The sequence below is a fragment of the Sporanaerobium hydrogeniformans genome, assembly GCF_002735925.1.
In the GTDB taxonomy this organism is placed as follows: domain Bacteria; phylum Bacillota; class Clostridia; order Lachnospirales; family Cellulosilyticaceae; genus Sporanaerobium; species Sporanaerobium hydrogeniformans.
The window spans coordinates 1-26,041 of the sequence record NZ_PEDL01000008.1 but is presented as its reverse complement, the minus strand read 5'-3'; the positions used below and the strand labels follow the sequence as shown (position 1 = coordinate 26,041).

At 35.8% G+C, this 26,041-nt stretch carries 25 protein-coding genes and 1 other annotated feature; of the genes, 7 read left to right on the top strand and 18 right to left on the bottom strand.

The window, feature by feature from the left end:
* Positions 1–42 precede the first annotated feature (42 nt).
* From CS063_RS08995 to CS063_RS08970, 7 genes are all read right to left on the bottom strand, one after another.
* Entirely contained in the window at positions 43–438 is a 396-nt protein-coding gene (locus CS063_RS08995) for a hypothetical protein (RefSeq protein WP_099449366.1), read from the bottom strand.
* 368 nt (positions 439–806) lie between these two features.
* A complete protein-coding gene (locus tag CS063_RS08990; protein WP_099449365.1) occupies positions 807–1,256 on the bottom strand; it encodes a GatB/YqeY domain-containing protein in 450 nt (149 codons plus the stop codon).
* A 35-nt stretch (positions 1,257–1,291) separates the two neighbouring features.
* Positions 1,292–1,471, bottom strand: coding sequence for a 30S ribosomal protein S21 (rpsU, locus tag CS063_RS08985; protein WP_013657175.1), 180 nt, complete (start codon positions 1,469–1,471; stop codon positions 1,292–1,294).
* A 127-nt stretch (positions 1,472–1,598) separates the two neighbouring features.
* On the bottom strand, positions 1,599–4,244 hold the full coding sequence (gene alaS, locus CS063_RS08980; RefSeq protein WP_099449364.1) for an alanine--tRNA ligase: 2,646 nt from the start codon (positions 4,242–4,244) through the stop codon (positions 1,599–1,601).
* 44 nt (positions 4,245–4,288) lie between these two features.
* Positions 4,289–4,882 (bottom strand): M15 family metallopeptidase, encoded by a 594-nt coding sequence (locus tag CS063_RS08975; RefSeq protein ID WP_099449363.1) that lies wholly within the window; start codon positions 4,880–4,882, stop codon positions 4,289–4,291.
* Positions 4,883–4,935: 53 nt separating this feature from the next.
* Positions 4,936–5,146 (bottom strand) — a binding site (T-box leader).
* 130 nt (positions 5,147–5,276) lie between these two features.
* On the bottom strand, positions 5,277–5,438 hold the full coding sequence (locus tag CS063_RS17630) for a hypothetical protein (protein WP_180270736.1): 162 nt from the start codon (positions 5,436–5,438) through the stop codon (positions 5,277–5,279).
* A gap of 90 nt (positions 5,439–5,528) precedes the next feature.
* Complete coding sequence (locus tag CS063_RS08970; RefSeq protein WP_099449362.1) at positions 5,529–6,749, bottom strand: DUF1015 domain-containing protein; 1,221 nt, start codon at positions 6,747–6,749, stop codon at positions 5,529–5,531.
* Positions 6,750–6,920: 171 nt separating this feature from the next.
* Here CS063_RS08970 and CS063_RS08965 point away from each other — a divergent pair, with 171 nt between their 5' ends.
* The gene (locus tag CS063_RS08965) at positions 6,921–7,664 is read left to right on the top strand and encodes a lysophospholipid acyltransferase family protein (RefSeq protein WP_099449361.1); all 744 of its coding nucleotides are present in this window, start codon (positions 6,921–6,923) and stop codon (positions 7,662–7,664) included.
* Positions 7,665–7,739: 75 nt separating this feature from the next.
* Here the strand turns inward: CS063_RS08965 and CS063_RS08960 are convergent, their stop codons facing one another.
* The 10 genes from CS063_RS08960 to CS063_RS08915 all read right to left on the bottom strand — a co-directional run bounded on the left by CS063_RS08960 (position 7,740) and on the right by CS063_RS08915 (position 18,467).
* On the bottom strand, positions 7,740–8,963 hold the full coding sequence (locus CS063_RS08960) for a BaiN/RdsA family NAD(P)/FAD-dependent oxidoreductase (protein WP_099449360.1): 1,224 nt from the start codon (positions 8,961–8,963) through the stop codon (positions 7,740–7,742).
* A 91-nt stretch (positions 8,964–9,054) separates the two neighbouring features.
* The gene (pgsA, locus tag CS063_RS08955; RefSeq protein ID WP_099449359.1) at positions 9,055–9,615 is read right to left on the bottom strand and encodes a CDP-diacylglycerol--glycerol-3-phosphate 3-phosphatidyltransferase; all 561 of its coding nucleotides are present in this window, start codon (positions 9,613–9,615) and stop codon (positions 9,055–9,057) included.
* Complete coding sequence (rimO, locus tag CS063_RS08950; protein WP_099449358.1) at positions 9,599–10,945, bottom strand: 30S ribosomal protein S12 methylthiotransferase RimO; 1,347 nt, start codon at positions 10,943–10,945, stop codon at positions 9,599–9,601. Before rimO ends, pgsA begins: the two co-directional genes overlap by 17 nt.
* Positions 10,946–11,803, bottom strand: coding sequence for a bifunctional methylenetetrahydrofolate dehydrogenase/methenyltetrahydrofolate cyclohydrolase FolD (gene folD / locus CS063_RS08945; protein WP_099449357.1), 858 nt, complete (start codon positions 11,801–11,803; stop codon positions 10,946–10,948). It lies immediately after the preceding gene.
* Positions 11,804–11,823: 20 nt separating this feature from the next.
* The gene (locus tag CS063_RS08940; protein WP_099449456.1) at positions 11,824–13,494 is read right to left on the bottom strand and encodes a formate--tetrahydrofolate ligase; all 1,671 of its coding nucleotides are present in this window, start codon (positions 13,492–13,494) and stop codon (positions 11,824–11,826) included.
* Positions 13,495–13,519: 25 nt separating this feature from the next.
* Positions 13,520–15,811 (bottom strand): FtsK/SpoIIIE family DNA translocase, encoded by a 2,292-nt coding sequence (locus CS063_RS08935; RefSeq protein WP_143452455.1) that lies wholly within the window; start codon positions 15,809–15,811, stop codon positions 13,520–13,522.
* Positions 15,812–15,956: 145 nt separating this feature from the next.
* A complete protein-coding gene (locus tag CS063_RS08930; protein WP_099449356.1) occupies positions 15,957–16,172 on the bottom strand; it encodes a YlzJ-like family protein in 216 nt (71 codons plus the stop codon).
* Positions 16,154–16,897 (bottom strand): ClpP family protease, encoded by a 744-nt coding sequence (locus CS063_RS08925; protein ID WP_099449355.1) that lies wholly within the window; start codon positions 16,895–16,897, stop codon positions 16,154–16,156. The genes CS063_RS08930 and CS063_RS08925 overlap by 19 nt, the downstream gene beginning before the upstream one ends.
* A gap of 62 nt (positions 16,898–16,959) precedes the next feature.
* Positions 16,960–18,153: an aspartate kinase gene (dapG, locus tag CS063_RS08920; RefSeq protein ID WP_099449354.1), complete on the bottom strand. Its 1,194-nt coding sequence runs from the start codon at positions 18,151–18,153 to the stop codon at positions 16,960–16,962.
* 68 nt (positions 18,154–18,221) lie between these two features.
* Positions 18,222–18,467 carry a TIGR03905 family TSCPD domain-containing protein gene (locus CS063_RS08915; RefSeq protein WP_099449353.1) on the bottom strand — a complete coding sequence of 82 codons (246 nt, stop codon included), beginning with the start codon at positions 18,465–18,467 and terminating at the stop codon, positions 18,222–18,224.
* 150 nt (positions 18,468–18,617) lie between these two features.
* On the opposite strand from CS063_RS08915, the gene CS063_RS08910 reads away from it, so the two are divergent.
* The 3 genes from CS063_RS08910 (at position 18,618) to CS063_RS08900 (ending at position 21,171) form a co-directional block, all read left to right on the top strand.
* A complete protein-coding gene (locus CS063_RS08910) occupies positions 18,618–19,598 on the top strand; it encodes a nucleoid-associated protein (RefSeq protein ID WP_180270735.1) in 981 nt (326 codons plus the stop codon).
* Positions 19,599–19,704: 106 nt separating this feature from the next.
* Positions 19,705–20,574 (top strand): dipicolinate synthase subunit DpsA, encoded by an 870-nt coding sequence (gene dpsA, locus CS063_RS08905; protein ID WP_099449351.1) that lies wholly within the window; start codon positions 19,705–19,707, stop codon positions 20,572–20,574.
* A gap of 3 nt (positions 20,575–20,577) precedes the next feature.
* On the top strand, positions 20,578–21,171 hold the full coding sequence (locus CS063_RS08900; protein ID WP_099449350.1) for a dipicolinate synthase subunit B: 594 nt from the start codon (positions 20,578–20,580) through the stop codon (positions 21,169–21,171).
* 85 nt (positions 21,172–21,256) lie between these two features.
* Here CS063_RS08900 and CS063_RS08895 read toward each other — a convergent pair whose 3' ends face one another.
* Positions 21,257–22,078, bottom strand: a complete 822-nt coding sequence (locus CS063_RS08895; protein WP_099449349.1) for a recombinase family protein — start codon at positions 22,076–22,078, stop codon at positions 21,257–21,259.
* A 198-nt stretch (positions 22,079–22,276) separates the two neighbouring features.
* Here CS063_RS08895 and mltG point away from each other — a divergent pair, with 198 nt between their 5' ends.
* The 3 genes from mltG to CS063_RS08880 all read left to right on the top strand — a co-directional run bounded on the left by mltG (position 22,277) and on the right by CS063_RS08880 (position 25,413).
* Positions 22,277–23,383 (top strand): endolytic transglycosylase MltG, encoded by a 1,107-nt coding sequence (gene mltG / locus CS063_RS08890; protein ID WP_099449348.1) that lies wholly within the window; start codon positions 22,277–22,279, stop codon positions 23,381–23,383.
* A gap of 103 nt (positions 23,384–23,486) precedes the next feature.
* Complete coding sequence (locus CS063_RS08885) at positions 23,487–24,176, top strand: O-methyltransferase (RefSeq protein ID WP_099449347.1); 690 nt, start codon at positions 23,487–23,489, stop codon at positions 24,174–24,176.
* Positions 24,157–25,413 (top strand): peptidase U32 family protein, encoded by a 1,257-nt coding sequence (locus tag CS063_RS08880; RefSeq protein ID WP_099449346.1) that lies wholly within the window; start codon positions 24,157–24,159, stop codon positions 25,411–25,413. Before CS063_RS08885 ends, CS063_RS08880 begins: the two co-directional genes overlap by 20 nt.
* Positions 25,414–26,041 lie beyond the last annotated feature (628 nt).

Below are 26,041 nucleotides of genomic sequence, written 5' to 3'. Positions count from 1 at the left end.
TGCTTAAAATCTTTAAGTTCTTGTTCCTTTTGTTTAATGGTTTCAGTAAGAGCTATAAAAGCTTCTTCTTTTTGATGGATAATTTCTTCTTTTTTTTTGAAGTATTAATTGACTTTCTTCAAGCTGAATTACCATTTCCTCTTGTGCTTTTTTAAAAACATGGATTTCTTTTTCTTTTTCTTGAAGATGTACATGTAAAGCAACTTCTGCCTTTTCACTGATATTTAAATAAAGATTTTGAATACGTTGCAATAAAAACTGAAGTTCAGTTAGCTCATTTTCTATCCAATGATTAGATCGTTTTGCTTCCTCTAACTTATAACTTGTTAATAACATTTGCATAAATTCTTTTCCACTTAAGGTACACTTTTTCATTAACTCACTAAGCTCATTTTTCATTTCTTCGGATACTTTTACTCCAAATGTTACATCACCCATAGATAAACTCCTTTTTAAATAGATATATTAAAAAAAGTTAACGTTATATATATTGGTTAACTTAATATTTTATTGTAGGTTAACTTTAGTTAACCTACAATAAAATATTAACATATTCATCATTTAAAACACAACCCCCCACAGATAATTTACTATTATCTGTGGGGGGTTGTGTAAAAGTAGCGAAAAAGGGAAGAGCTAAGTGTTGTAATTTAAAGAATATTTATTCATTATTTTTGTATTAATAATCTGACTTTTAAAGAGGATAGATGAAATAAGGCCAAAAACCAAATAGAAGGGAATGTAAAATGGGCATAATAAAAAACCACTAGACAAACTAGTGGTTTTTTATAAGTTAAGCTATAAGCTTATTGTTTAGTTAGACATTCTTTTACAATGCGACTTACTTGACTGCTATCAGCCCTTCCCTTCACCTGTGGTGTAAGAAGTGTCATGACTTTTCCCATGTCTTTCATGGATGTAGCGCCTACTTCACCTATAATTTTTTGAATAATCTTAAGAAGATCTTCTTCTGAGAATTGCTGAGGCATATAAGTAGATAAAACTGCTAGTTCTGCCTCGGTTTCTTCAATAAGATCTTGGCGTTCAGCTTTCTTAAAGTCAATAAGTGCATCTTTACGTTTCTTGACTTCCTGTACAAGAATATCAAGAATTTGTTCATCGCTCACCTCTTGTAAAGTGTCCTTTTCTTTTTGGAGCACTGCTGCTCTAACTAATTGAATGGTATTTTTGCGAAGAACATTTTTTTCTTTCATAGCTTCCTTCATATCTGAAAGAAATTTTTCCTTCAAAGACATCTGCATCATCCTCTTACGTGGATTAGAATAAGCAATTAATATTGTTTATTCTTTTTGCGCGCTGCTTCTGATTTCTTTTTACGTTTAACACTAGGTTTTTCATAGTGTTCTCTTTTGCGGATCTCTTGCATAATACCTGCTTTTGCACAGTTTCTTTTAAAACGGCGAAGAGCACTATCTAAAGATTCATTTTCGCGAACAGTAACCTCTGACATTTGTTTCCCTCCCTCCGGTGCGGTGTCGTGCTTTATGCAATTGTACGGAGAAAAGATTAAAGCACTACCTTAGATTATACTTGAATTCCTTTACTACGTCAATACTTGTTGCGTTTTTAAACAAGGATTATTGAGTGATTTGACTTGCAATAACTTGTTTAGCTACTTCCAAGGCTTCTGCAATTTTAGAAGCATCTTTCCCACCAGCTTGTGCCATATTAGGACGGCCACCACCACCTCCATTTACCACTCTAACAGCTTGTGAGATGATATTTCCGCAATGAATACCTTGTTCTACAGCACTCTTTGATGCCATTGCAACTAAATTAACTTTACCGTCTACTGCACTAGCAAGTATAACTACACCTTTTTCAAGCTTATCTTTCAGTGCATCTCCCATATTGCGAAGTGCATTCATGTCTAAGTTATCCTGCCTACTTAATAAAACTTGAAGATTACCTATACTTTCTACTTGTTCTAATATAGAACTTGCTTTAGCACCTGTAATTTCAGCTTTTAACTTTTCATTTTCTTTCTCAAGTGCTCTATGCTCACTTACAAGAGATTCTACTTTCTTAACAACCTCACTTTTCTTTGCCTTAACTACTTGAGCAATTTCTTGAAGATTACTTTCAATCTCTTGGTAATAGGCAATGGCACCACGACCCGTTACAGCTTCAATACGACGCACACCTGCAGCTACACCTGTTTCAGAAATAATTTTAAAGGTACCAATGGCCGCTGTATTTTGAATGTGTGTTCCTCCACAAAGTTCAATCGAATAATCACCCATGTTGACAACACGTACTGTTTGTCCGTACTTCTCGCCAAATAGTGCTGTAGCGCCCAATTGGCGTGCTTCATCAATTGACATTTGCTTTATAGTAACAGTTAAACCTTCTAGAATTTTTTCATTTACTAACGCTTCTACTTGGGCAAGTTGCTCTGGATTAAGTGCTTCAAAATGTGTAAAGTCAAAGCGTAAACGCTCTTTAGTTACATTTGAACCAGCTTGCTCAATGTGTCCTCCTACTACTTCACGTAATGCTTTTTGAAGAAGGTGTGTAGCACTATGATTACGTGACGTATCCATACGTGAGGTGTTTTCTACTGTAAAAGTAGCCATTTGGCCTTTTTCAAGACTTCCTTCAATGACCTTAGCATGATGTGCAAATTTACCTCCTATCACTTTTGTTGTATGAGCAACAATAGCTTTTCCTGTTGCTGTTGTAATCACTCCATTATCACCTACCTGACCACCACTTTCAGCATAAAAAGGTGTTTCAGGAATCACTACATAAATGTTTTCACCACAACTTGCTACATCTAAAAGTTTTTCATCATTAGCTAAAATAGCTAATTGTCCTTTTGTTTCAAGCTGATCATAGCCTACGAAAAGTGTTTTCATCGCTGCGTCCATTTGATTGAAAATGGTTTCATCTGCGCCCATATATTTAGAGCCACCACGTGCTTCCCTTGCCTTTTGACGTTGAATATCCATTTCAACTTTAAAACCTTCTTCGTCTGCTTTTAAACCTTGTTCTTCTAGAATTTCACGTGTTAAGTCAATTGGAAAACCATAGGTATCCGATAAAGTAAAACATGCCTTACCTTCCAGTACTGTTTCACCCCTATTTTTCATTTCTTTCATGTAACCTTTTAGAAGATTTAAACCTCTGTCAATAGTTTCGTTAAAATTCTTTTCTTCTACGGTAAGAAGTTTAATAATATATTCAAATTTATCTTCTAACTCTGTGTATTCATGTTTAGAATTTTCAACAACAGTTTTTACAAGCTCTCTTAAGAAAAGTCCTTGGATACCTAATAATTTGGCATGACGTACTGCACGTCTTAAAAGGCGACGCATCACATAACCACGCCCCTCATTAGATGGAAGAACACCGTCTGCTGCCATAAAAGTTACGGAGCGAATATGATCTGTAATCACACGAATCGAAATATCTTTTTTAACATCTGCACCATAAGTCACATTTGCTAATTGGCACACATGGTCACGAATAGCTTTTACAGTGTCTACATCAAAAATAGAACTTACTCCTTGCATAAGTGCAGCTAAACGCTCAAGTCCCATTCCTGTGTCAATGTTGCGTTGAGCAAGTGGCGTATACGTACCATCTTCGTGACGTTCAAATTGAGTAAATACTAAATTCCAAAACTCCATAAAACGGTCACATTCACAACCAACTGTGCAACTAGGTTCACCACATCCAAATTCTTCTCCGCGGTCATAATAGATTTCAGAGCAAGGTCCACAAGGTCCATCAATACCAGCTTCCCAGAAGTTATCTTCTTTACCCATGTAAAAGATTTTTTCTTTTGGTAAACCTATTTGCTGATGCCAAATTTGTGCAGCTTCTTCATCTTCCTCATAAACCGTTACTAAAAGTCTTTCCTCTGGAATTTCTAAAACCTTTGTTACAAATTCCCATGCATACGTAATAGCTTCCTCTTTAAAATAATCCCCAAAAGAGAAGTTACCTAACATTTCAAAAAATGTACCATGACGTGCTGTTTTTCCTACATTTTCAATATCTCCTGTACGAATGCATTTTTGGCAAGTCGCCATACGTCTTTTTGGAGGTTCTTCTTGGCCCGTAAAATAAGGTTTTAAAGGAGCCATTCCTGCATTAATTAAAAGTAAGCTGTTATCATTTTGAGGCACAAGGGGAAAGCTTTTAGCACGTAAGTGACCTTTGCTTTCAAAAAACTGCAAGTACATTTCGCGTAATTCATTTAAGCCATAGTTCTTCATAATTTCCTCCTAATAGTGTTATAAATAGACTAAAAAATACATCTTCAAAAAGACTCTTTTTTTAAAAAGTTAGTATACTCTTCTAAGGTAAACTGTCTTTTTTGCATAGTTAGAGCATGTTCTTTACCTACATAACGATAGTGCCAAGGTTCATAACTGACGCCTGTTATGGTTGTTTTATCTAAAGGATAACGCAAAATAAAGCCATAATAAGGTGCATAGTTTTGAAGCCAACAGCCTTCCTTCGTCTCGCCAAAGCTTATAATAAGTGGATCTTCTAAATCTTTCATAGACCATGTGGCTACATCAATGGCAAGTCCTAGTTGATGTTCACTACAACCAGGAGGAGCGATAATTTGACTTGCTTTATTATAAGCAGCTTTGTCATCTAAGCCTTGTTTTAAAAAGACTTGTTTTTTGCGTTCAAAGAGCCTTTCTTGATAGGCATAGGGTCGATATCCACTTATTAAAAAAAGAGAAGAAAGACCTTTTTTTTCTAATCCTTTATTTAAGGCTCTAAAAGCTTTTAAAGCAACTTTGCAAACCCAAATCCGACTTTGTTTATCCTGTGTTAGATGGCTAGGAACAAAGTGACTAGCCAAAGGATAGTCACGGTTTACCAATTGTAACGTATACATAATGGCCTCCTTAACAGTTGAAAATAGGGAAATAAAAAAGAAACCTCTCCCAAATTAGGGACGAGGTTTCTCGCGGTACCACCCTAGTTATACCCTAAAATAGGCATCACTCTCTAATTGATAACGAAATTACCCGTTTACCTCTACTTTTTTCAAGGTAATTACTCCAAGACTGCTTCTATAAATAGGTATTAGAAAGCTCACACCACCACTTTCCTCTCTGGAAATCCTTATTTATATACTCCTTCTTTTCACTGTATTTATTCTATATATACGTTTATTAGACTTATCCTATGCTCATTCTCATCAATTATATGTAATGTTTAGCATTTTGTCAATAAATTAGCGTAGAATCAGCCCTAAACTTCCAATGTTTAGGGCTGATTCTGAGTTCTTAAAACATTTGCTCAAGTGTATGAGTAGCCTTATTTAACATCTGTTTACCTTGACGCATTAGTTTTCTTTTTTCTCTGTCAGAAGTAAGCATATATGCAGCTCCTGCTACACCAATTGTGGTACCGATAAGAGTACCTGTAATAAAACGTCCTAAGTCCATCCTACTTCCCCCTTTTTCTATATTAAATGCACATATACTAGTATATGTAGAATTAGTATGCGTGATTTGATATAAAACATGTGAGGATTTTTAATCCATTTTATGTACGAAAAGTCCACTACGTAATTTAGGTTCAAACCAAGTAGATTTAGGAGGCATTAATGCGCCTTGATCGGCCACACGTATTAGTTCATCCATAGAAGTAGGATAAAGACTAAATGCCACATCCATGTCCTCTTCCGTGCGACGATTAAGTTCTTTTAGCCCACGAATACCACCTACAAAGTCAATACGCTTATCTTCTTTAGGATTCATAATTTTGAAAATAGGTTCTAAAATATAACGTTGCAAAACAGAGACATCAAGTGCAGCTACTGGATCTTCTTCTCTTTCCCATTCCGACTTCAAAGTTAATTTGTACCATGTTTTAGCATAACGCATGCCAAAAGTATGACGTTTTTCAGGTTTATAGGTTTCTTCTAAGACAGCTTCTATCTCAAAATAAGTAGCCAAATGTTCAAAAAGTGCCTCTTTTGTTAAACCACTTTCATCTTTTAAAACACGATTATAGTCCATAATATGAAGTTGATCTTTAGGAAAAATAGTGGCTAAGAAGTGTTGATTAGCTTCTGTAGCTGTTCCAGCGTCACGGTTCTTTTTAGCTACTGCAACTGCTGCGGCAGCACGATGATGACCATCAGCAATATAAAGTGCATCTGCTTCTTTAAACGATGCAATAACATATTCTTGGTCTTTAGCTTCTAAACGATAGACAACATGTCTAACATTATCCTCAGAAGTAAAGTCATAAAGAGGCATATGCTCATCAGCATAGTTTATTACCCATGCTGTTAGCATTTCTAACCCTTTATAAGCTAAAAAGATCGGACCTGTATGCGCCTTACAATACGTTACATGCTTAATGCGATCTTCTTCTTTATCTGTACGTGTATTCTCATGTTTTTTTATAAGTCCTTGTTCATATTCCTGGGCAGATACACAACCTACAATGCCATATTGAGTGGTATAGGCATTCGTTAGTACGTAAAGATATAAAGAAGCTTCATCCTGTATAAAAACATTTTCTTTAATCATTTGATCAAGCTTGCTACCCGCAAAAGCGTAGAGTTCATCTTCTTGAGGTGTAGGAACATGCATTTCGGGTTTATCGACATGTAAGAAAGAATACGGGTTTCCTTCTACCATTTTTTTTGCCTCTACTGTATTCATGACATCATAAGGAAGTGCAGCCACCCGGTGTGCTAAATCCTCTTTGGGGCGAAAACCTTTAAACGCTTTAAGTGTAATCATCTAATCCCTCCTTTATTCTTGTCTCATCATATCATATTTTTTAGAAACATAGAAACATTTTATATTAATATAGTAAAAATACAAATACTTTACCAAGAAAATGATCTACCCTTTTTTCTTTTAGGAATTTGTACTATAATAAAACAAAATAACTACATAGGAGGTTAAAAGATGCGTACAATCATATGGTACATAGGTTTTGTTGTAACCTTATTAGGTAATATACCACGACTTTGGAAAGTTAATACACTGAAAAAACAAGGGAAAATGGAAGAAGCTGAAGCATACATCCATCATGTCACATCAAAATGGGCTTTAGGTAATGTAAAACGAAGTGGTGCTAGGGTAGAAGTTTTTGGTCTTGAAAACTTACCAGAGAAAGAACCAGTTGTTTATATAAGCAATCACCAAAGTAATTTTGATATTGCTATTTTAATGAGTTACATTGATAGACCAAAGGGTTTTATTGCTAAAGTTGAGACGTTAAAAATTCCTCTTGTACGCACATGGATGCGTCACATTCACTGTGTCTTCATGGATCGTTCAACACTCAAAGGAAGTGCAGGAGCTATTGTGGAAGGTATTAAATTTCTAAAAGAAGGACATTCACTAGTTATTTTTCCCGAAGGGACACGTAGCAAAGGAGATAAGATGGGTTCTTTTAAAGAGGCCAGTTTTAAACTTGCTACAAAACCTAAAGTTCCTATTATTCCTATAACTATTGATGGAACGTATAAGCTTATGGAGCAAAATAATAATAGGATTAAACCTGCTAACGTGAAACTTACGATTCATCCTCCGCTATCTACGGCTCACTTAACGAAAGAAGAACTTCAGGAACTTCCCAGTAAGGTTTACGAGCTTATTGCTTCTAAGTTACCAGCATCTCAAACTAATTTATCTAAATCATTATAGTCTATTCATTAGATTCTTTACTTATAGCTTAAAAACTAAAAATAACAAATATTTCCAAGGAAATATTTGTTATTTTTAGTTTTTAAGAATAGCCTCACTACACATATAAGCCATAGAAAAAGCAGCTTGAATATTATAGCCTCCTGTATTGCCATCTATATCTAATACTTCTCCAATAAAATAAAGTCCCTTTTGCAGACGACTTTCAAGAGAACAAGGATTAACTTCTTTGAGATGAACACCTCCAGCTGTTACCATTGCTAAATGGAAGCCCCCGCAGGCTTCTACCTCAAAGGTATGTGCTGTTAAGAGGCGCACTAATTTTTCACGAGACTTCTTATCTATCTGTGCACAAGTTATATGTTCGTCTAAATGACTTATTTGACAAATGAGTTGACAAAAACTTTTAGGAATTTGTAACTTCTTTAAATAAGTAATCAATTCTTCCTTTCCACGTAGAGCTAGATTTTGGGCAAAATCAACCTTTACTTCTTCAAACTGACGTGGATATAAAAAGTTAAAAACTAATCGATCTCCTTTATTTATCCATCTAGAGGTATCAATAATCACAGGACCTGATAAACCTTTATGAGTAAAAAGCAAATCACCCCGATGTTCTTTAATTTTTTTCCCTTCATGATAAATGTCCATATGCACATTTTGAAAAGAAACGCCCATTAAACTACTATAGTTTTTTTCTTTTGTACTAACATCTGTTAAAGCCGGTTTTAAAGAACAAATTGTATGCCCTAGTTTTTCAGCCAAAGTATAGCCTTGTCCATCTGAACCTGTTTTAGGGTAAGATTTTCCACCTGTAGCCATAATCACATGATCACAAAAATACCGTTTCCCTTCTGCTATTTCTATAGCAAATACCCCATCATAAGGTTCAATGTGAGTAACTAAACTATTATAACGAATTGTTACATTTGCCTTGTGACAAGCAATAATAAGTGCTTCTAAAATATCCTTGCTTTGTCTAGATTTTGGAAAGATTTTGCCATTAGGCATCACTTCATGCGTAACACCTAAACTCTCAAAAAAACTAATCGTATCTTTATAGGTAAAGCTACTCAAACTCTTTTTTAAAAACTTACCATGATCGCCATAACACTCAAGATAGTGTTTTAAATCACCTTGATGCGTAAAGTTACATTGACCACTTCCTGAAATAAGTAATTTCTTTCCTGCTTTTTCATTTCGTTCTAAGAGTAGTACCTTTTTATTTTGTTTGCCAATATGTTGGGCTGCAAATAAACCAGCAGGTCCTGCACCAATAATAATTGTATGGTAATGCATAGCTCTTCTCCTTTCTGTATCTATTTATTTCTCACTCTTAAAAGGGTCACCCCTAAGTTCTCACTCAGTGGTGACCCCCAACTAGCATTTCTTATTGATTCTTTAGGATTTCACGATTTTGCCACAAATATTCAAACCCAGAAATAAGTGTTAAAAGAAGTGCAGCATACGCAAGTACAAGTGCAAATCCTGATAGGAATCCATTTTCTATGGGAATAAGATAGACACTGATCATGACCATTTGGATAACTGTTTTAACTTTCCCTAAATAGTTAGCAGCAATGACTTTATTATCCGTCGCTGCAACTAGACGGATACCCGAAACCATAAACTCACGTAATAAGATAATAACAACAATCCAAGCAGGTAAATTCCCAGCTGGCAATACGCTTCTTAAATCAACGATAGCAATCATTGCGGCCGCTACGAGCATTTTATCTGCTAAAGGGTCCATGAATTTTCCTAAATTAGTTACCAAATTCAGCTTACGTGCTAAATAACCATCTAAAAAATCTGTCAGACTTGCTATAATAAAAATAGCTAAAGCTAACCATAAACGTGTTACTAAATCCGTAAAAGGAATCCAAATAACAGCCATAAAAACAAAAACTAAGATTACACGAGCTGTTGTAAGTTTATTTGCTATATTCATCACTTATCTCTCCTATCAAATCATAGTCATTTGCACCTATAATTCGTACCTCTACAAAATCGCCTGATAAGAGTTCACCATCAAAATCAATAAAAACTTGTCCGTCAATTTCAGGTGTATCTTGGTACGTACGACCTATATACACATCTTCGTCTGTTAGCTTTCCTTCAATCAGAACTTTCATCTTCTGACCTATTTTAGAGTGTGTCAGCTTTTCTGAAATAGCCTGTTGAAGGGACATAATACTTTCTTTACGCTTTATTTTTACATTTTCATCTAATTGGTCTTTAAGTTTTGCAGCAGGTGTTCCCTCTTCTTGGGAATAGGTAAATACCCCAAGTCTATCAAACTGCATTTCACTTACAAAGTCACAAAGTACCTTAAAGTCTTCTTCTGTTTCTCCTGGAAAGCCCACAATAAGTGTTGTACGTAGTGCAATATCTGGAATCTCACGACGCAATTTATGAATAACTTCTCTAAGAGATGCATTTGTTGTACGTCTTGCCATGCGTTTCAAGACAGGATCAGCAGCATGCTGAATAGGCATATCTAAATAGTGACACACTTTAGGGTTACGTTTTATTTCTGCAATAAGTTCATCTGTAATGTTCTCAGGATAGCAGTAAAGTACACGAATCCATTCAATCCCCTCTACCTCTCCTAATTCATGGAGAAGCTTTGGTAAACTAGTATCTTTTAAGTCCGAACCATATTTTGTTGTATCTTGAGCAACTAATATGATTTCAGATACACCATCTTTTGCAAGTCCCTCCACTTCCTTTTTAATTTTATTTATAGGGCGACTCCTGTACTTACCACGAAGCTGAGGAATGATACAATACGTACACTTATTATCACAGCCTTCTGCTATTTTTACATAAGCAAAATAGCCAGCTGTTGTTAAAATACGTGGCATATCTTCTAACATTTCACGGTCAATACCCTCAAAACGTTGCGTTTTTATACCTTGCTCCTGCAAGATACTATTTGCTACTTCTACGATTTGGTCATAAGAAGTTGTGCCTATAACTGCATCCACTTCTGGAATTTCTGTAAGGATCTCCTCTTTGTAACGTTGTGCCATACAACCCGTTATAATAAGTGCCTTACACTTACCATGCTCTTTATATTGTGCTACTTCTAAAATAGTATCAATGCTTTCCTTTTTCGCATCTTCAATAAAACAGCAAGTATTGACAACTACTACATCTGCTTTCATCTCATCTGCTGTTAAGGTATATCCTCCTTGGTGTAAAATCCCTAACATATTCTCGCTATCCACTAAGTTTTTGTCACAACCTAGTGAAACAAAAGCTACTAAATAATTCAATTAATTAACTCCTTCCTGATTCTTGGTAGCACGTATACAGTTATGCATAAGCATAGCAATAGTCATTGGACCTACTCCACCTGGTACAGGTGTTATTTGGCTAGCAATACCCTGACAAGAATCAAAGTCTACATCGCCACAAAGCTTGCCATTTTCATCGCGATTCATCCCTACATCGATGACTACAGCACCTTCTTTAAGTTGATGACCTTTAATAAATTTTGCAATACCTACTGCTGCTACCACAATATCTGCTTGCTGCAAAATTAATTCTAAATTTTGTGTTTTTGAATGACAAATGGTAACTGTACCATGTTCACGGAGCAAAAGTAAGCTGACAGGTTTGCCTACTATGTTACTTCGCCCTATTATTACACAGTTTTTGCCTTGAATCGTTACGTTACTTCGTTTGAGTAGTTCAATTACTCCAGCAGGTGTACAAGAGACAAGACCATTAAGTCCTATACTAAGTGCACCTACATTATAAGGATGAAAGCCATCTACATCCTTTAGAGGAGAGATAGCCATGATTACTTTTTGTTCATCCATATGTTTGGGTAATGGAAGTTGAACTAAAATCCCATGTACACATTTATCATGATTAAGTGTATGAATAAGTTCCAAAAGCTCTTCTTCAGAGGTTTCAGTAGGTAATTCATAAGAAAAAGATTTGATTCCTACATATTCACAAGCCTTTTTCTTATTACTTACATAAACCTTGGAAGCAGAATTATCACCTACAAGTATAACTGCAAGACCTGGCTGGACACCTTTAAGGCTTAAAGCTTCAGCAGCTTTCTTTTGTTCATCTTTTATTTCTAAGGCAATCTGTTTTCCATCTATTAGTTGTGTATTCATCGTCATCTCCCCCATCTTTTTTAAAATAAACCTGTTACAATGCCTTTATCATCAATATCAATCACTTCTGCTGCAGGTTTTTTGGGCAAACCAGGCATCGTCATCACACTTCCTGTTAAGGCTACAATAAATCCAGCACCTGCTGATATTCTAATCTCTCTTACAGTTGTTGTAAAGCCTTGTGGCCTGCCAAGAGCTCTAGGATCATCTGAAAGAGAATATTGATTTTTAGCCATACAAACAGGCAAATGAGAAAGTCCTAAAGCTTTTACTTTCTCAAGCGCTTTTTTAGCTGCTGGCTCAAATGCTACCTGTTTAGCTCCATAAATTTCTTTTGCAATGCAGGTAATTTTTTCTTCAATGGAAAGGTTATCTTCGTAAAGATATTTAAAGCTACCTGGCTTCGTTTCTAAAACTTCTATTAGCTTTTGGGCTAGCAGAAGACCACCTTCCCCTCCTTTTTCCCAAACATTAGCTGTGGCAAAATCACACCCCTTCGCTTCACAAGCGGATTGAACAAAGGAAATTTCTTCTTCTGTATCTGTTACAAAGGCATTGAGTGTTACCACAACAGGCACTTGATACTTTTGAAGATTTTCAATATGTTTTTCAAGGTTAGAAAAACCAGCTCTTAAGGCATCCATACATACCTCTTTAAGGTCTTCTTTGGCTACGCCACCATTGTATTTAAGCGCACGAATAGTAGTTACTAAAACAATGGCATCTGGTACAAGTCCTGCTTTACGGCATTTAATATCTAAGAATTTTTCAGCTCCTAAATCTGCTCCAAACCCAGCCTCCGTTACAACAATATCACCTAACTTAAGTGCAAGCTTAGTTGCCATAATGCTGTTGCAACCATGGGCGATATTAGCAAAAGGGCCTCCATGCATGATAACAGGTGTATTTTCTAAGGTTTGAACAAGGTTAGGCTTAATGGCCTCTTTTAAAAGTGTTGTCATTGCTCCTTCTGCATGCAAATCTCTTGCTGTTACAGGTTCACCCGCTGTATTATAACCAATAATAATATTACCTAGTTTTTGTTTCAAATCCATAAGATCATTTGCAAGACATAAAATAGCCATAATTTCAGAAGCTACCGTAATCATAAAACCGTCTTGGCGAGGTACACCATTTAAAGCTCCACCTAAGCCAATTACAATTTCACGTAGTGCACGATCATTTAAATCCACACAGCGTTTCCAAGTAATTGTACGTGTATCTATTTTCAGACTATTACCTTGATGAATATGGTTATCAATCATAGAGGCAAGAAGGTTATTAGCAGCACCAATCGCATGGATATCTCCCGTAAAATGAAGGTTAATGTCTTCCATGGGTACAACTTGCGCATAACCACCACCGGCTGCCCCACCTTTAATCCCCATACAAGGACCTAATGAAGGTTCTCTTAAAGCAATCACGGCGTTTTTACCCATTTTGCATAATGCTTGACCTAATCCAACCGTAATGGTTGTTTTTCCTTCTCCAGCGGGTGTAGGATTGGTTGCTGTCACTAAAACAAGCTTACCATTTGGCTTATCTTTTAAATCTTCCATCAACTTATAGGGTAATTTAGCCTTATATTTTCCATATTGTTCAAGACAATCAGATGAAATACCAAGTCTTTTAGCCACTTCTGTGATAGGTTGCATAACAGCTTCTTGCGCAATTTGAATATCTGTTTTCATACTCTCTACTCCTTTTATTCTAAAATTATAAAACTTTTCTAGGTTTACTTCCTTCATCAGGCCCTACAATACCACGCGTTTCTAGGGCATCCATTAACCGTGCAGCACGATTGAAACCAATACGAAAATAACGTTGAAGCATAGAGATAGATAATTTTTCTTTATCTACTGAAAATGCAATGGCCTTTTCAAGAAGTTCATCTTGTTCATCTTCTGAGTTTTCAACTTGGTTTACTTTTTCAATACTTTCTATAACATTTTCTTCATACTGATGCTCTTCTACTCGTACAGCATTTACAATATTTTCAACCTCTTGATCCGAAATAAAGGCACCTTGAATACGAATAGGTTTAGCTTCACCCACAGGATTAAAGAGCATATCCCCTTTTCCTAAAAGCTTTTCCGCCCCATTCATATCAATAATAGTTCGTGAATCTATTCCAGATGAAACAGCAAAAGCTAAACGAGATGGGATATTGGCTTTAATAACACCTGTAATAACATCTACCGAAGGTCTTTGTGTCGCAATAACAAGGTGAATACCAGCAGCACGTGCCATTTGTGCCAATCGACAAATAGCATCTTCTACCTCTTTAGCCGCTGTCATCATTAAATCTGCTAATTCATCAATAATAATAACAATTTGCGGAAGCTTTAGCAACTCTTCTGTGCATTTCTCGTTATAACCTTTCATATCACGCACATTATTCTCTGCAAAAAGATTATAACGTCTAGTCATTTCATTAACTGCCCACCACAAAGCACCTGCTGCTTTTTTAGGATCTGTAACAACAGGAATAAGTAAATGGGGAATCCCATTATAAACACTTAGTTCTACTACTTTAGGATCAATCATAATAAGTTTTACTTCTTCAGGCCTTGCCTTGTAAAGAATACTTGTAACGAGTGTATTAATACAAACACTTTTCCCAGAGCCTGTTGCACCAGCAATGAGGATGTGAGGCATTTTACCAATATCAGCGATAATGGGTTTTCCGGCAATATCTTTTCCTAAAGCAAAGGCCAATTTTGAAGGAAAGGCTAAAAAACGATCGCTATCAATCACATCCCTTAGATACACCATTTCACTGGTTTCATTAGCTACCTCTATACCAACTGCTGCTTTACCTGGAATAGGGGCTTCAATACGTATATTAGAAGCTGCTAAGTTAAGAGCAATATCATCTGCTAAATTAACAATTTTACTTACTTTGACACCTTGTTTAGGCTGTAATTCATAACGAGTGACAGTTGGTCCTTTATGTATTTGTAACACTTTTGCCTCTACACCAAAACTCTCTAGGGTCAGTTCTAACTTTTTAGCGGTACTAAGAGACTTACGCGAGGCATCTTTATTCACAGCTACCTGTCCTTTATTTAAAAGTTCAACAGAAGGGAAGATGTACTCCCTAGTAGGTACAACCTCTCTTTCAGGAATATCAAGTGGTTCATTACTTAGTAAAGCTTCTTTTGTGGCTTTTTTACTGGTTTGTTGTTTGACTAAAGTAGGTTTATTCCCAACTTCTTCACTTAAATCGGATATCTCTAAAGATTCTACATAGCTAGTTGAATCATAAATAGGTATGGGCTCTAGGCTGTTTGCAGGTGCAGCTTCTACCAAATCAAGTGGCATCATTAAGGAGGGAGCCGGAGTGACTTCCTCTTTAGATTTTAAAATAGATTGAGAAGCCTTTCCTTTTTTAGCTTTTTTTCTATTAGTCACTGATTGCTTTATAGAAGCTCTTAATAAAGTTGAACCTTCTATTATTTTTTCGTAAAACCATGAAAAAATAGGAAATTGAGTTGCTACTAATAACCATATTCCAAAAGCAAGCAATAAAAAAACATAGGTACCATAAAGTCCTATTAATTTTAAAAGAATGTAGCTAATAAATGCGCCAAACCATCCCCCATTGTTCCAAGCTCCATTTTGTATGTATGTTTTACTCATTAAAGAGTAGGTACTTTGATCCTGATAGCATAGCACATGAAAAAAGCTCATTAATATAAAACTCAAACTTATTAATAAACCTGCTGTATGCTGTGTTTTTGAACGGTTACCATGGATATAAAAGCCACCTATAATAGCAGAACAAATAGGTAAAAGATAACCGCCTATTCCTAAAAAACCTACAAAAAGATTGTGAATCATGCTTCCTACAAGCCCTGCCTTATCCGTAAATACACCAATTAAAATAAGAATGCTGAGCCCTATTAAAGCAATGCCTACTATCTCTTTTGAAATAGGTGAAGAATCTAATTGCGGTATTTCCTTTCCCTTTTTTTTTACGTCTTTTAGATGGCACTTTCTGAACACGTTTCTTAGTTGGCGATGCTTGATCTTTATTTTTTGTCATTTGAAAATCCCCTTTAACTTTTTCTATCTATCTTAAAAGTTTTTAATAGATTAGCTATATTTTTGTTAAAAATGAGATATGTGCTTACACACATATCTCATTATATCATTTTATAAATTGTTTGATAAGATTATTTTGAAGTAATTGACCAGGATAAAGATTTTGTTTTAAATAATCTTTAGGATTAGTTGAATAAAGGCGTTCAACAACATACCCATCTTGCGTCTTACATGCTAAAAGACGATACCCCTCATAATCTATTTCAACATATTCTACAGGTTCATCAAGACCATATAAAGGGGCTATGGAGTAGTAGGGCATGCTTTTCCCTCCTCTTCCTGAATAAGTACATGAAGCTTTTGCATCGCTTCACTTAAACCACCTACTTCGTTAATAATTTTCTCATCTACAGCTTCTTTGCCCACTAAAATAGTGCCTACATCTCGTGCAAGCTTACCTACATCTAGCATTAATTGACGAAATCGATCCTCCGAGATATTTGAATTTCTAGAAACAAACGCTACAATACGTTCTTGCATTTGGTCAAAAAATTCAAAGGTCTGTTGGACACCAATCACCGTTCCACTCATACGCACAGGATGAATCGTCATGGTTGCTGTGGGTGTAATAAAAGAATAGTCACTTGCTACAGCAATAGGAACACCTATGGAATGTGCCCCTCCTAATACAAGGGAAACCACAGGTTTATTAATAGAAGCAATGAGTTCAGCTAGAGCTAATCCCGCCTCTACGTCACCACCTACTGTGTTTAAAATAACCAAAATACCTTTTACTTTTGGGTTATCGCACAAACCTACCACTTGTGGAATAAGGTGTTCATATTTGGTCGTTTTATTTTGAGGTGGCAAGCTCATATGCCCTTCAACTTGCCCAATGATAGTAAGACAATGAATAGGACTCTCTCCTTCTGAAGGGTTTATAGGAAGTTGGCCAAACTCCTTAATTGTATCGGTTACTTCTTCATTTACTTTATTAGGTTCTTCTTCATTTTTGGGTTTTTCATCTTGTTTTTGTTTTTCAGACATAATACTTTCCTTTCGCATATTCATTTTTGTTTAGTATGCAAAAAAAAGTTAATCTTCATACTCTATAACCCAAATTCTTCATGAAGGAGGGTGACTGCATCTTTTACTTTTTCTTCTTTAATGAGGCAACTTATAGTGGTGAGTGAATCAGCAGTCTGTAAAATTTCAATATTCTCTTTTGCTAAAGCCTTCATCATACGTGCCATAACGCCAGGCACTCCTGTCATTCGTTCACCAATTGCTGTAACTTTAGCACACCCTACAATAAAGGTATAACTATAACCACCTTGGGTTAGCAATGCCTCTAGTTGGTTTTGATCTTCTTTATCTACTGTAAAAATTTTATGCTGTGGAAAAATATTGATAAGGTCAATACTAATATTATGTGAAGCTATTTCTTGTAGCAGCTCCCTTTTACTTAGCACCTCATCTTGAATTGTAAATTGTACACGGTTCATTTTATGAGCCACACTTGTTAAAATAGCGGCTTTACCTTCTGCTTTCTCTTTCACCTGTTGAACAATAAAGGTACCAGGTTCTTCTGAAAAAGTATTTTTAATTACAAGTGGGATATTGGCACTACGCGCATATTCTACTGCACGTGGATGTATAACCTTTGCCCCACTATCTGCCATTTGAAAAACTTCTGTATAGCTAATCGAAGGAATGATTTTAGCCTGTGCATACACACGTGGGTCAGCTGTCATAATGCCATTTACATCTGTATAAATCTCAATACATTTAGCCTTTAAAGCGGCACCCAAAATAGCAGCAGTTGTATCACTGCCACCACGTCCTAATGTAGTTATCTCACCACTTTCAGTTATACCTTGAAAACCTGCTACAACCGGAATAACTCCTGACTCTAAATAGCCTAAAAGACGATCCGTATGTGTGTATAAAAGTTCTGCATTTTTATGATAAGAATCTGTTAAAATACCAGCTTGACCTCCTGTTAAAGCCTTGGCTTTAAAGCCTCTTTGCCTAAGCAAAGTAGCCATTGTTACTGCTGAAATGATTTCACCACAGGAAAGTAGTAAGTCATAATCAGCATCTGCCATAGAGCCTGCTGTCTGACTTACAAAGTCAATAAGAGTATCTGTTGCATAAGGAGAACCCTTACGCCCTATGGCTGAAACCACTACAACAGAAGATAAACCTTTGGCTTGTGCTTGTGCTATTTTATGGAATACAGCTTCTCGACTTTCCTCTGTAGCAACAGAGGTTCCACCAAATTTTTGAATAATAATATCCATTATTTTTATCCTTTCTCAATGAAGGTTCTAAGTATATATATTAACAACCAAGGTGAAGTAGACCAGGACTATTTTATAAGATAGGCTTCAAAGGCTTTGGCTAGTTGATCTGGACAAGAAGTGCCGCGACCACGACAATCAATCCCTTTTAAGCGGCTAATCGCTTCTTGCAGAGTAAGACCTTTTACTAAGCGTGCAACTCCTAATGCATTACCTGGACAGCCATTGATAAAAACTACCTTTTGAATGATATTATCCGTTATTTCAAATTGAATTTCTGAAGAACAAACACCTTTTGTTTTATAACTTTCCATCTTTTTTCTCCTTATTTCTTAACTTATGTTGTCACTTTCAAACCGTATTATACCATATTCTTGAGGAAACCTATAGTTTTTCCTGCTGTACAATAACGTATCTTTTTAGTAGAATGGGTCATGAATAATGAAATGAAGAGGATGATGAAAATGAGTATTGTATTTAATCAAACGATTATACATGTATTAGATTTAACTATGAATATGCCCGTTTTTTCTACAGAACCTTTGGTTTTAACAGATGAAACAGAAGCCTTTATTACCAAACATTTAATGAAGATTTTCGGTAGTCCTTCTTCATCTAAGGCATGCTTTGAAATAGGTTCTGTTTGGAGTCCTCTTTTTAAAGAAGAAACTCTTTTAGAAAACTTTCAAGATTTATCTGAAAGGTTAGCTCAGAAATACTATGATTTTATGCAAAGTTATGGCAACATTTTAAGTGGAGATTTGCTCATTACCTATTTCCAGATGAATAATAAGGGTTACTTAGCTACTTTAAAACTTAATTACAAGGAAGGTTTTACTCATTATGTAGAGCAAAAGGAAGGTCGCATCCAAACGCATATCATTAAACATAAGGGGCTTTTTCCAGCTGCAGGTAAACAAGTGGATGAAGCTTTTTTAATCGAACTAGCATCTGGTGATATTACCTTATGGGATCATTCCAAAGCACAATATCTTCCTCTTCTTTATGAATGTGAAGCAGATCTTTCTCTTAAGGAGACGCTAAAAGTGGTTGAAGCTGTAGCCACAGAAGTGATTGAAACACACTATGACAATACACTTGATGCGATGGCAGAACTGCGTAACAATATTGTAGAGAGTATTGCCACTACTAATACACTTCCTATCCAAGAGGTTTTTGAGCGTACCTTTGAAAAGGACGAAGAAGTTAAAGAAATGTGCCTTCAAAAAATGGATGAATTAGGACTAAAAGAAAAGACGCTGGAAATAGCAGATACCAAAATAAGTAATCACTATGCGTCTTCTCGTTTAAAAACGGATACAGGAATTGAACTCAAATTTCCAACACCCCTTTTTAAAAATCAAGACTTTATTGAAATTATTAACGAAGCTGATGGTACGCTTTCCATTGTACTTAAAAATATTTCACACATTATCAATAAATAAAAGCAGAGCTTTTCTTGTTTACACTTTCTCTTTCCATACAAGCACAAACTTTTTTCTTTTCTCATACTCTATTACTACAGACATTGAAAGTAGGCTGGAGGTATGAATGATGAACCCTATTTCTGTAGCCATTGTCGGTGGCGACTTACGTTTTGTAAGGCTCACTCAGCTTTTAGTGGAAAAAGGTATTGATGTATGTATTTATGGTATTAATCATCCAGACATTCCGAAACAAGTGAAGGTGTGCTCTGCTTTAATGGATATTAGTAACTGTTCCCATATTATTGGACCCATTCCCTTTTCTAAAGATAACAAATGTGTTTTTGCACCCATGAGTAATCATTATATTGCCATTGAACAATTTTTCTTAGCAGCGGCTCATAGCTATGTCCTAGGTAGTGTCTTAAGTCCTACTATGAGAAAAGCCTTTGATGAACATCATATTCAATGGAAAGATATTATGGATATGGATGAAACAGCCATCCTTAATGCCATTCCTACCGCTGAAGGAGCCATTCAATATGCTATGCAAAATAGTGAAATCATATTGCACGGCAGTAAATGTCTTGTATTAGGATTTGGGCGTTGTGGTAAAATATTAGCACACAAATTACAAGGTGTAGGTGCCAAGGTCGCAGTAGAAGCGCGTTCTTCTATAGATTTAGCTTATATAACAGCCTATGGCTATAAACCCATTCCGTTACCTGAATTAAACCATCATCTTGGGGAATATGATTTTATTTTTAATACGGTTCCTGTTAAAATTTTAGGAGAGCAAGCTATTAACTGCTTTGCTCCTCATGTTGTTTATATTGAACTTGCATCTGTACCCGGTGGAATCGATAAGGATTATTGTGAAAAAAAGGGGGTTAATTATATACCCGCTCCAAGTCTACCAGGTATCGTTGCACCTAAAAGTGCTGCTACTATTCTTTATCAATGCCTCTTATTGATTTTACATGACCAGGAGGCTTAACTTATGAAAGATTTTAAAAAACTTCGCTTAGGAGTGGCTTTGTGTGGCTCCTTTTGTACGTTTTCAAAGGCTGTTGACCTCATTAAGACCTTAGTAGGTTATGGTATAGATATAACTCCCATTATGTCTTTTAATGCCTATGAAACATCTACTCGTTTTGGAAAGGCTACAGACTTTATAGCAGAAATTGAAGCTCTTACAGGGCATACCATGTTACACACTTTAAAAGATGTGGAGCCATTAGGACCTAAAAATTTAATTGATGCGCTTCTTATTGCTCCTTGTACAGGTAATACTTTAGCAAAACTCAGCTTAGCTATTACAGATACACCTGTTTTATTAGCAGCAAAGTCCCTTTTACGCAATGGTAAACCTATCATCATTGCTTTAGCAACTAACGATGGTTTAGGTATTAATCTAAAAAATATAGGTACCTTAATGGCTGCACAAAATATTTATTTTGTCCCTCTTGGGCAAGATGATTTTGTGCACAAACCTTGTTCTCTTGTTGCTGATTTAAATAAAGTACCTGAAACCCTTTCTTTAGCACTTGAGCATCAGCAATTACAACCTGTACTCATCACATATTCTGTGTAATAAAAAGGAGTCTTTCAAGGCTGTTCCCTGCTTTATTAAAAAGGAGAACACCTTAAAAGGCTCTTTTTTTGAGAAATAAAACTAGTTACTCTTTATGGGAAGTTTTTGCTAACTGAGTATACTTTCCTGTGATATCCACTCTTTTTCCTTGAATCCCCTTTTCTTCGCGGTAACGATTAACCATATTTTGAAAGGTTTGCTTGGAAATTTTAAGCGGCTCCTCTACAAAGGTAGATGGGTTAACTTTAGTATAACATTTTTCTCCTGTTTTAGGATTTAAACGATAAGGATGCCCCTTCTCCTCCAACATCCTACATGCTTGAGCATAAGAAAAATGAGAGTTGGCATCCCAAAGCTCATACACTTCTTTAAATAGAGTTTCATCTACTTGGATGCGAGGTGCACCTGGGGATTTATAAGTGAACTTTTTTTCTTGCTCAAGAAGCTCTATGTCTTTAAGGGCTTCACCTAGACCAATATAATAACCTTGCAGAGCTAATTGCCGGTATTTTGCCCGCATCCGTTGTTCTTCTAAAGACATTGCAGAGGGATAGGTAGAAAACACATCAGCTCCATTTAACACTACTAGTAAAATACCACATTTATCTAATAAGGTGTAAAATTGTTCCACTTCTTCTTGAACGCTTGTAATGCTTCGTAAGCTTGAAATAATTAATATGTCTCCTGTTTTGAGATGCAACAAAAGTTCAATTAAACAAGCATTACCTTCAGAAGCTCCTTGTTCAGTGAGTATTTCTTTAATTGCATATTTTTCACAATATGGAAGTCTATGGGTTTGACAATAATGCTGAACAGCTTGATCAAAAGTCAGATTGTGCTTTTCTTCAGCTTTTATTTTCTCATAACTATAAACGGTATTTAGTTTAGAATTATAGCTGTAAAGCATTTACTCATCTCTCCTTTAGTAGGCATTCTCATACCTTTTCTTATATTATATCTAATTAGTTTTGAAACTGCAATTTATTGTTTGAAAAGTTAAAAAATATTATTTTTTTACTCTCTTTTTATTTTTAAGTCAGCATGAGTTGAATTATAGTAAAAAAATAGTTATAATTTTATAAAATACTATCTTAAGGAGTTCACTATGCCTAGAAAAAAGTCTGTCTTACGACTTCTCATCTGTACACTGCTTAGCTTGTTTTTGCTTACAGCGGGTGTGATAGGAAGCATACGTGTTTTTAATTATTGCTTTAATTATACCTCAACTCTTATTGCCAATGAAAATGAACGGGAAAAAAATACAGTTATACGCGAGGTAAGTATCACCTTAACACCTGATATGTCTCTGGAGGATTTAGCCAAATCCCTCTATAAAGAAAATCTTATCTCTAATATTCATTACTTTCTATTTGAAACAAAACTGAATAAGTTGGCCTCTCAATTACGTCCAGGCCAATATACGATTACAAGCAATATGAGTAATGCACAAATCCTTAAATTAATGTCTTCAGATTTAAAATCAGAAGAAGATACTGTAACCATTACTATTCCAGAGGGTTTTACTCTTGTTAATATTGCAGATCGTCTTGAAAAAGCAGGACTTTTTACAAGAGAAGATTTCTTAGCTGCTACCAACCTTCGCAATCGTTCCTATGAGTACAGCTTTTTAAAGGATCTACCTACTAATTTAAAATACTCACTAGAAGGTTATCTTTTCCCTGCTACCTATACTTTTCGTAAAAATGCAACACCTGAAGAAGTTATTTATCAAATGCTTCGTAAATATGATGAAGTCCTTTCCAACTACTCCAGCGCCATTAAAACTTCAGGCTATAGTATGCATGAGATTTTAACGGTTGCATCTATTATCGAAAGTGAGGCAAAGGTAAGTGAAGAGCGCCCCCTTATCTCAGGTGTTGTTTATAATCGTTTAAATGCGGATATGCCTCTTCAGATGTGCTCTACTATTCAATATGTCCTTGAAAAACGCAAAGAATCCTTAAGTTATTCTGATTTAGAAGTCGATTCAGATTATAATACATATCAACATAAAGGTTTGCCACCAGGTCCTATCTGTTGTCCTGGTGAAGCAGCCATTAGTGCCGCTGTTATGCCTGAGGAACATAACTATTATTATTTTGTGGTAACAGGTGATGAAATAGGCTCTCATTCTTTTGCTGAAACAGCTGCAGACCATGAAAGAAATACATTAAAGTATAAACAAACCTTAGATATGAATTTTAGACAATAAATCGCCCAAAGGGCGATTTATTCGTTTTAGGCTTGAATAACCCTTTAAATTCCTTTATATTGTATAGTGACATAGGAATTTGTCATCTAGAAAGGATACTTTTATGAGTGAAATTAGTTATAGCTATATTGTTGAATATATACGTGCTTTGCACACTCCTCCCACTTCGCCTGTTTTACAAGAAATTGAACGACTGATTGCCCAAGGTGAGGAACAGTGGCCTATCATCAAACCTGAGGTAGCTGATTTTTTTAAGGTGCTCCTCTCTCTGCTACAGCCTGCTGAGATACTGGAACTGGGAACAGCTGTAGGCTACTCTTCTATATTAATGAGTGAGTTTTTAAAAGAAAATGGACATATTACAACTATCGAACGTTTTGATTATATGTATGATTTAGCTGTAAAAAACATTGAAAAAGCTCAACTTAATGAAACGATTAAGCTTTTAAAAGGTGATGCAGTCAATATTTTACCTACATTACAAACAGAAACTTATGATATCATTTTTATGGATTGTGCTAAAGGTCAATATATCAATTTTTTACCAGAGTGCATTCGTCTACTAAAACCCAATGGCTTACTCATTACTGATAATGTGCTGCACAAAGGTACCGTTGCTCGTTCGCGTTACCTTATCGAAAGACGTCAACGTACAACACATGCAAGGCTCCGAGAATATCTTTGGAGCATTACCCACTCACCAGAACTCCACTCAAGTGTTTTACCTATAGGAGATGGAGTGGCTTTAAGCTATAAAATAGGAGGAACTCAACATGACCAAACATCAATTTAAACATCAAAATAAAGTGGAGCTTCTTTGCCCTGCAGGTAGTTTAGAAACGCTTAAAATAGCAGTCCTTTATGGAGCAGATGCTGTTTATATCGGTGGAGATCACTACAGCTTACGTGCAAAAGCTAAAAATTTTACACCTGAGGAAATGGCAGAGGGTATCCGCTTTGCCCATGAAAATGGTGTACTTGTCTATGTGACAGCTAATATATTTGCCCATGATGATGATTTTAACGGTATGGCCGATTATTTTCGTTCTTTAGAAGCTATGGGTGCCGATGCACTTATTATTGCAGATCCTGGTGTTTTTAGTGTTGCTCGTGAAGCAGTACCTAATATGGAGATCCACATTTCTACCCAAGCCAATAATACAAATGCTCAAAGTGCGCTTTTTTGGGCTAATTTAGGAGCTGAGCGTATTGTAACTGCACGGGAACTTTCCTTTGAAGAAATAAAAAAGATTCATGACAAATTACCGAAAGGTGTAGTAATTGAATCTTTTGTACATGGTGCTATGTGTATGTCTTATTCGGGCCGTTGTTTATTGAGTAATTATATGGCAAGCCGAGATGCTAATCGTGGAGAATGTGCACAACCTTGCCGTTGGAAATATCATGTAGTAGAAGAAACTCGTCCAGGTGAGTACATGCCTATTGAAGAAACTGAAAGAGGTACTTATATTTATAATTCACGTGATCTTTGCATGATTGAATTCATTTCTGAACTTATACAGGCAGGTGTCTATAGTTTTAAAATAGAAGGACGCATGAAAACGCCTCTTTATGTGGCTACAGTTACAAAAGCTTATCGTGATGCCATTGATACCTACCTTAAAGATCCTGCTCTTTATGAAGCTCAGAAAGCAAAATTCTATGAAGAAGTAGGTAAGGCTAGTCATCGTGAATTTACTTCCGGTTTTTACGAACACAAACCCACTTCCCAGGATCAAACTTATACACATAATTCCTACGTACGCAATTATGATTTCTCCGGTATGATTGTTGGTTATGATAAGGCTACTCAAACAGTAACCGTTGAACAACGTCGTAAGTTTTCTGTAGGAGAAACAGTAGAGATTTTACGTCCACAAGGTGATGTACTTTCCTTTGTTATTGATGAGATGTGGAATGAAGCAGGTGAAAGTATCGAATCAGCGCCTCACCCTAAGCAATTAGTTACCTTTAAAGTACCCGAACAGGTACCTGTACCTTCTATACTTAGAAAATGGGGAAATAAATAAATCCTATAGTTTTTTCAAATTATCTTATAAAGTGGTAATGAGTACAGATTCATGTAATCATTACCACTTTTATTAGTGTTTTTATTTAAATTATTCGTCTTTCATTTGCGTTTGGATAGGTATGTCTTCTTCGTATTCAATACAACCATTCGTATGTAGATAACCCTTAAACTCAACTAGATAGTTTGCAGGATTTTCCCTGATTTAGATGGCTTATAATCATATAGGTCAATAGATTCTCAATCCTCATTGCTTCTAATAATTCCTTGCTACTGTTTGTCTTGTATTTTCTATATTTACATATAGTTATATAAATGCAATATAATATTTATATTGTCATTATTGTGGATGTGGTTTCAATCCACGTACCTACGTGAGGTGCGACTCTTCAATCCGAAAAGGCGAATTGGGCAAAATAATTTCAATCTACGCACCTACGTGAGGTGCGACTTGTCACAAGTATACAGTTGAAAGTGATTATATAATTTCAATCCACGCACCTACGTGAGGTGCGACCCGTTTTTTGCCTTATTATTCCATCTTGTTGGGGTATTTCAATCCACGCACCTACGTGAGGTGCGACCGAGAGAGATTGAATTTACATACACAGATGAAGAATTCAATCCAC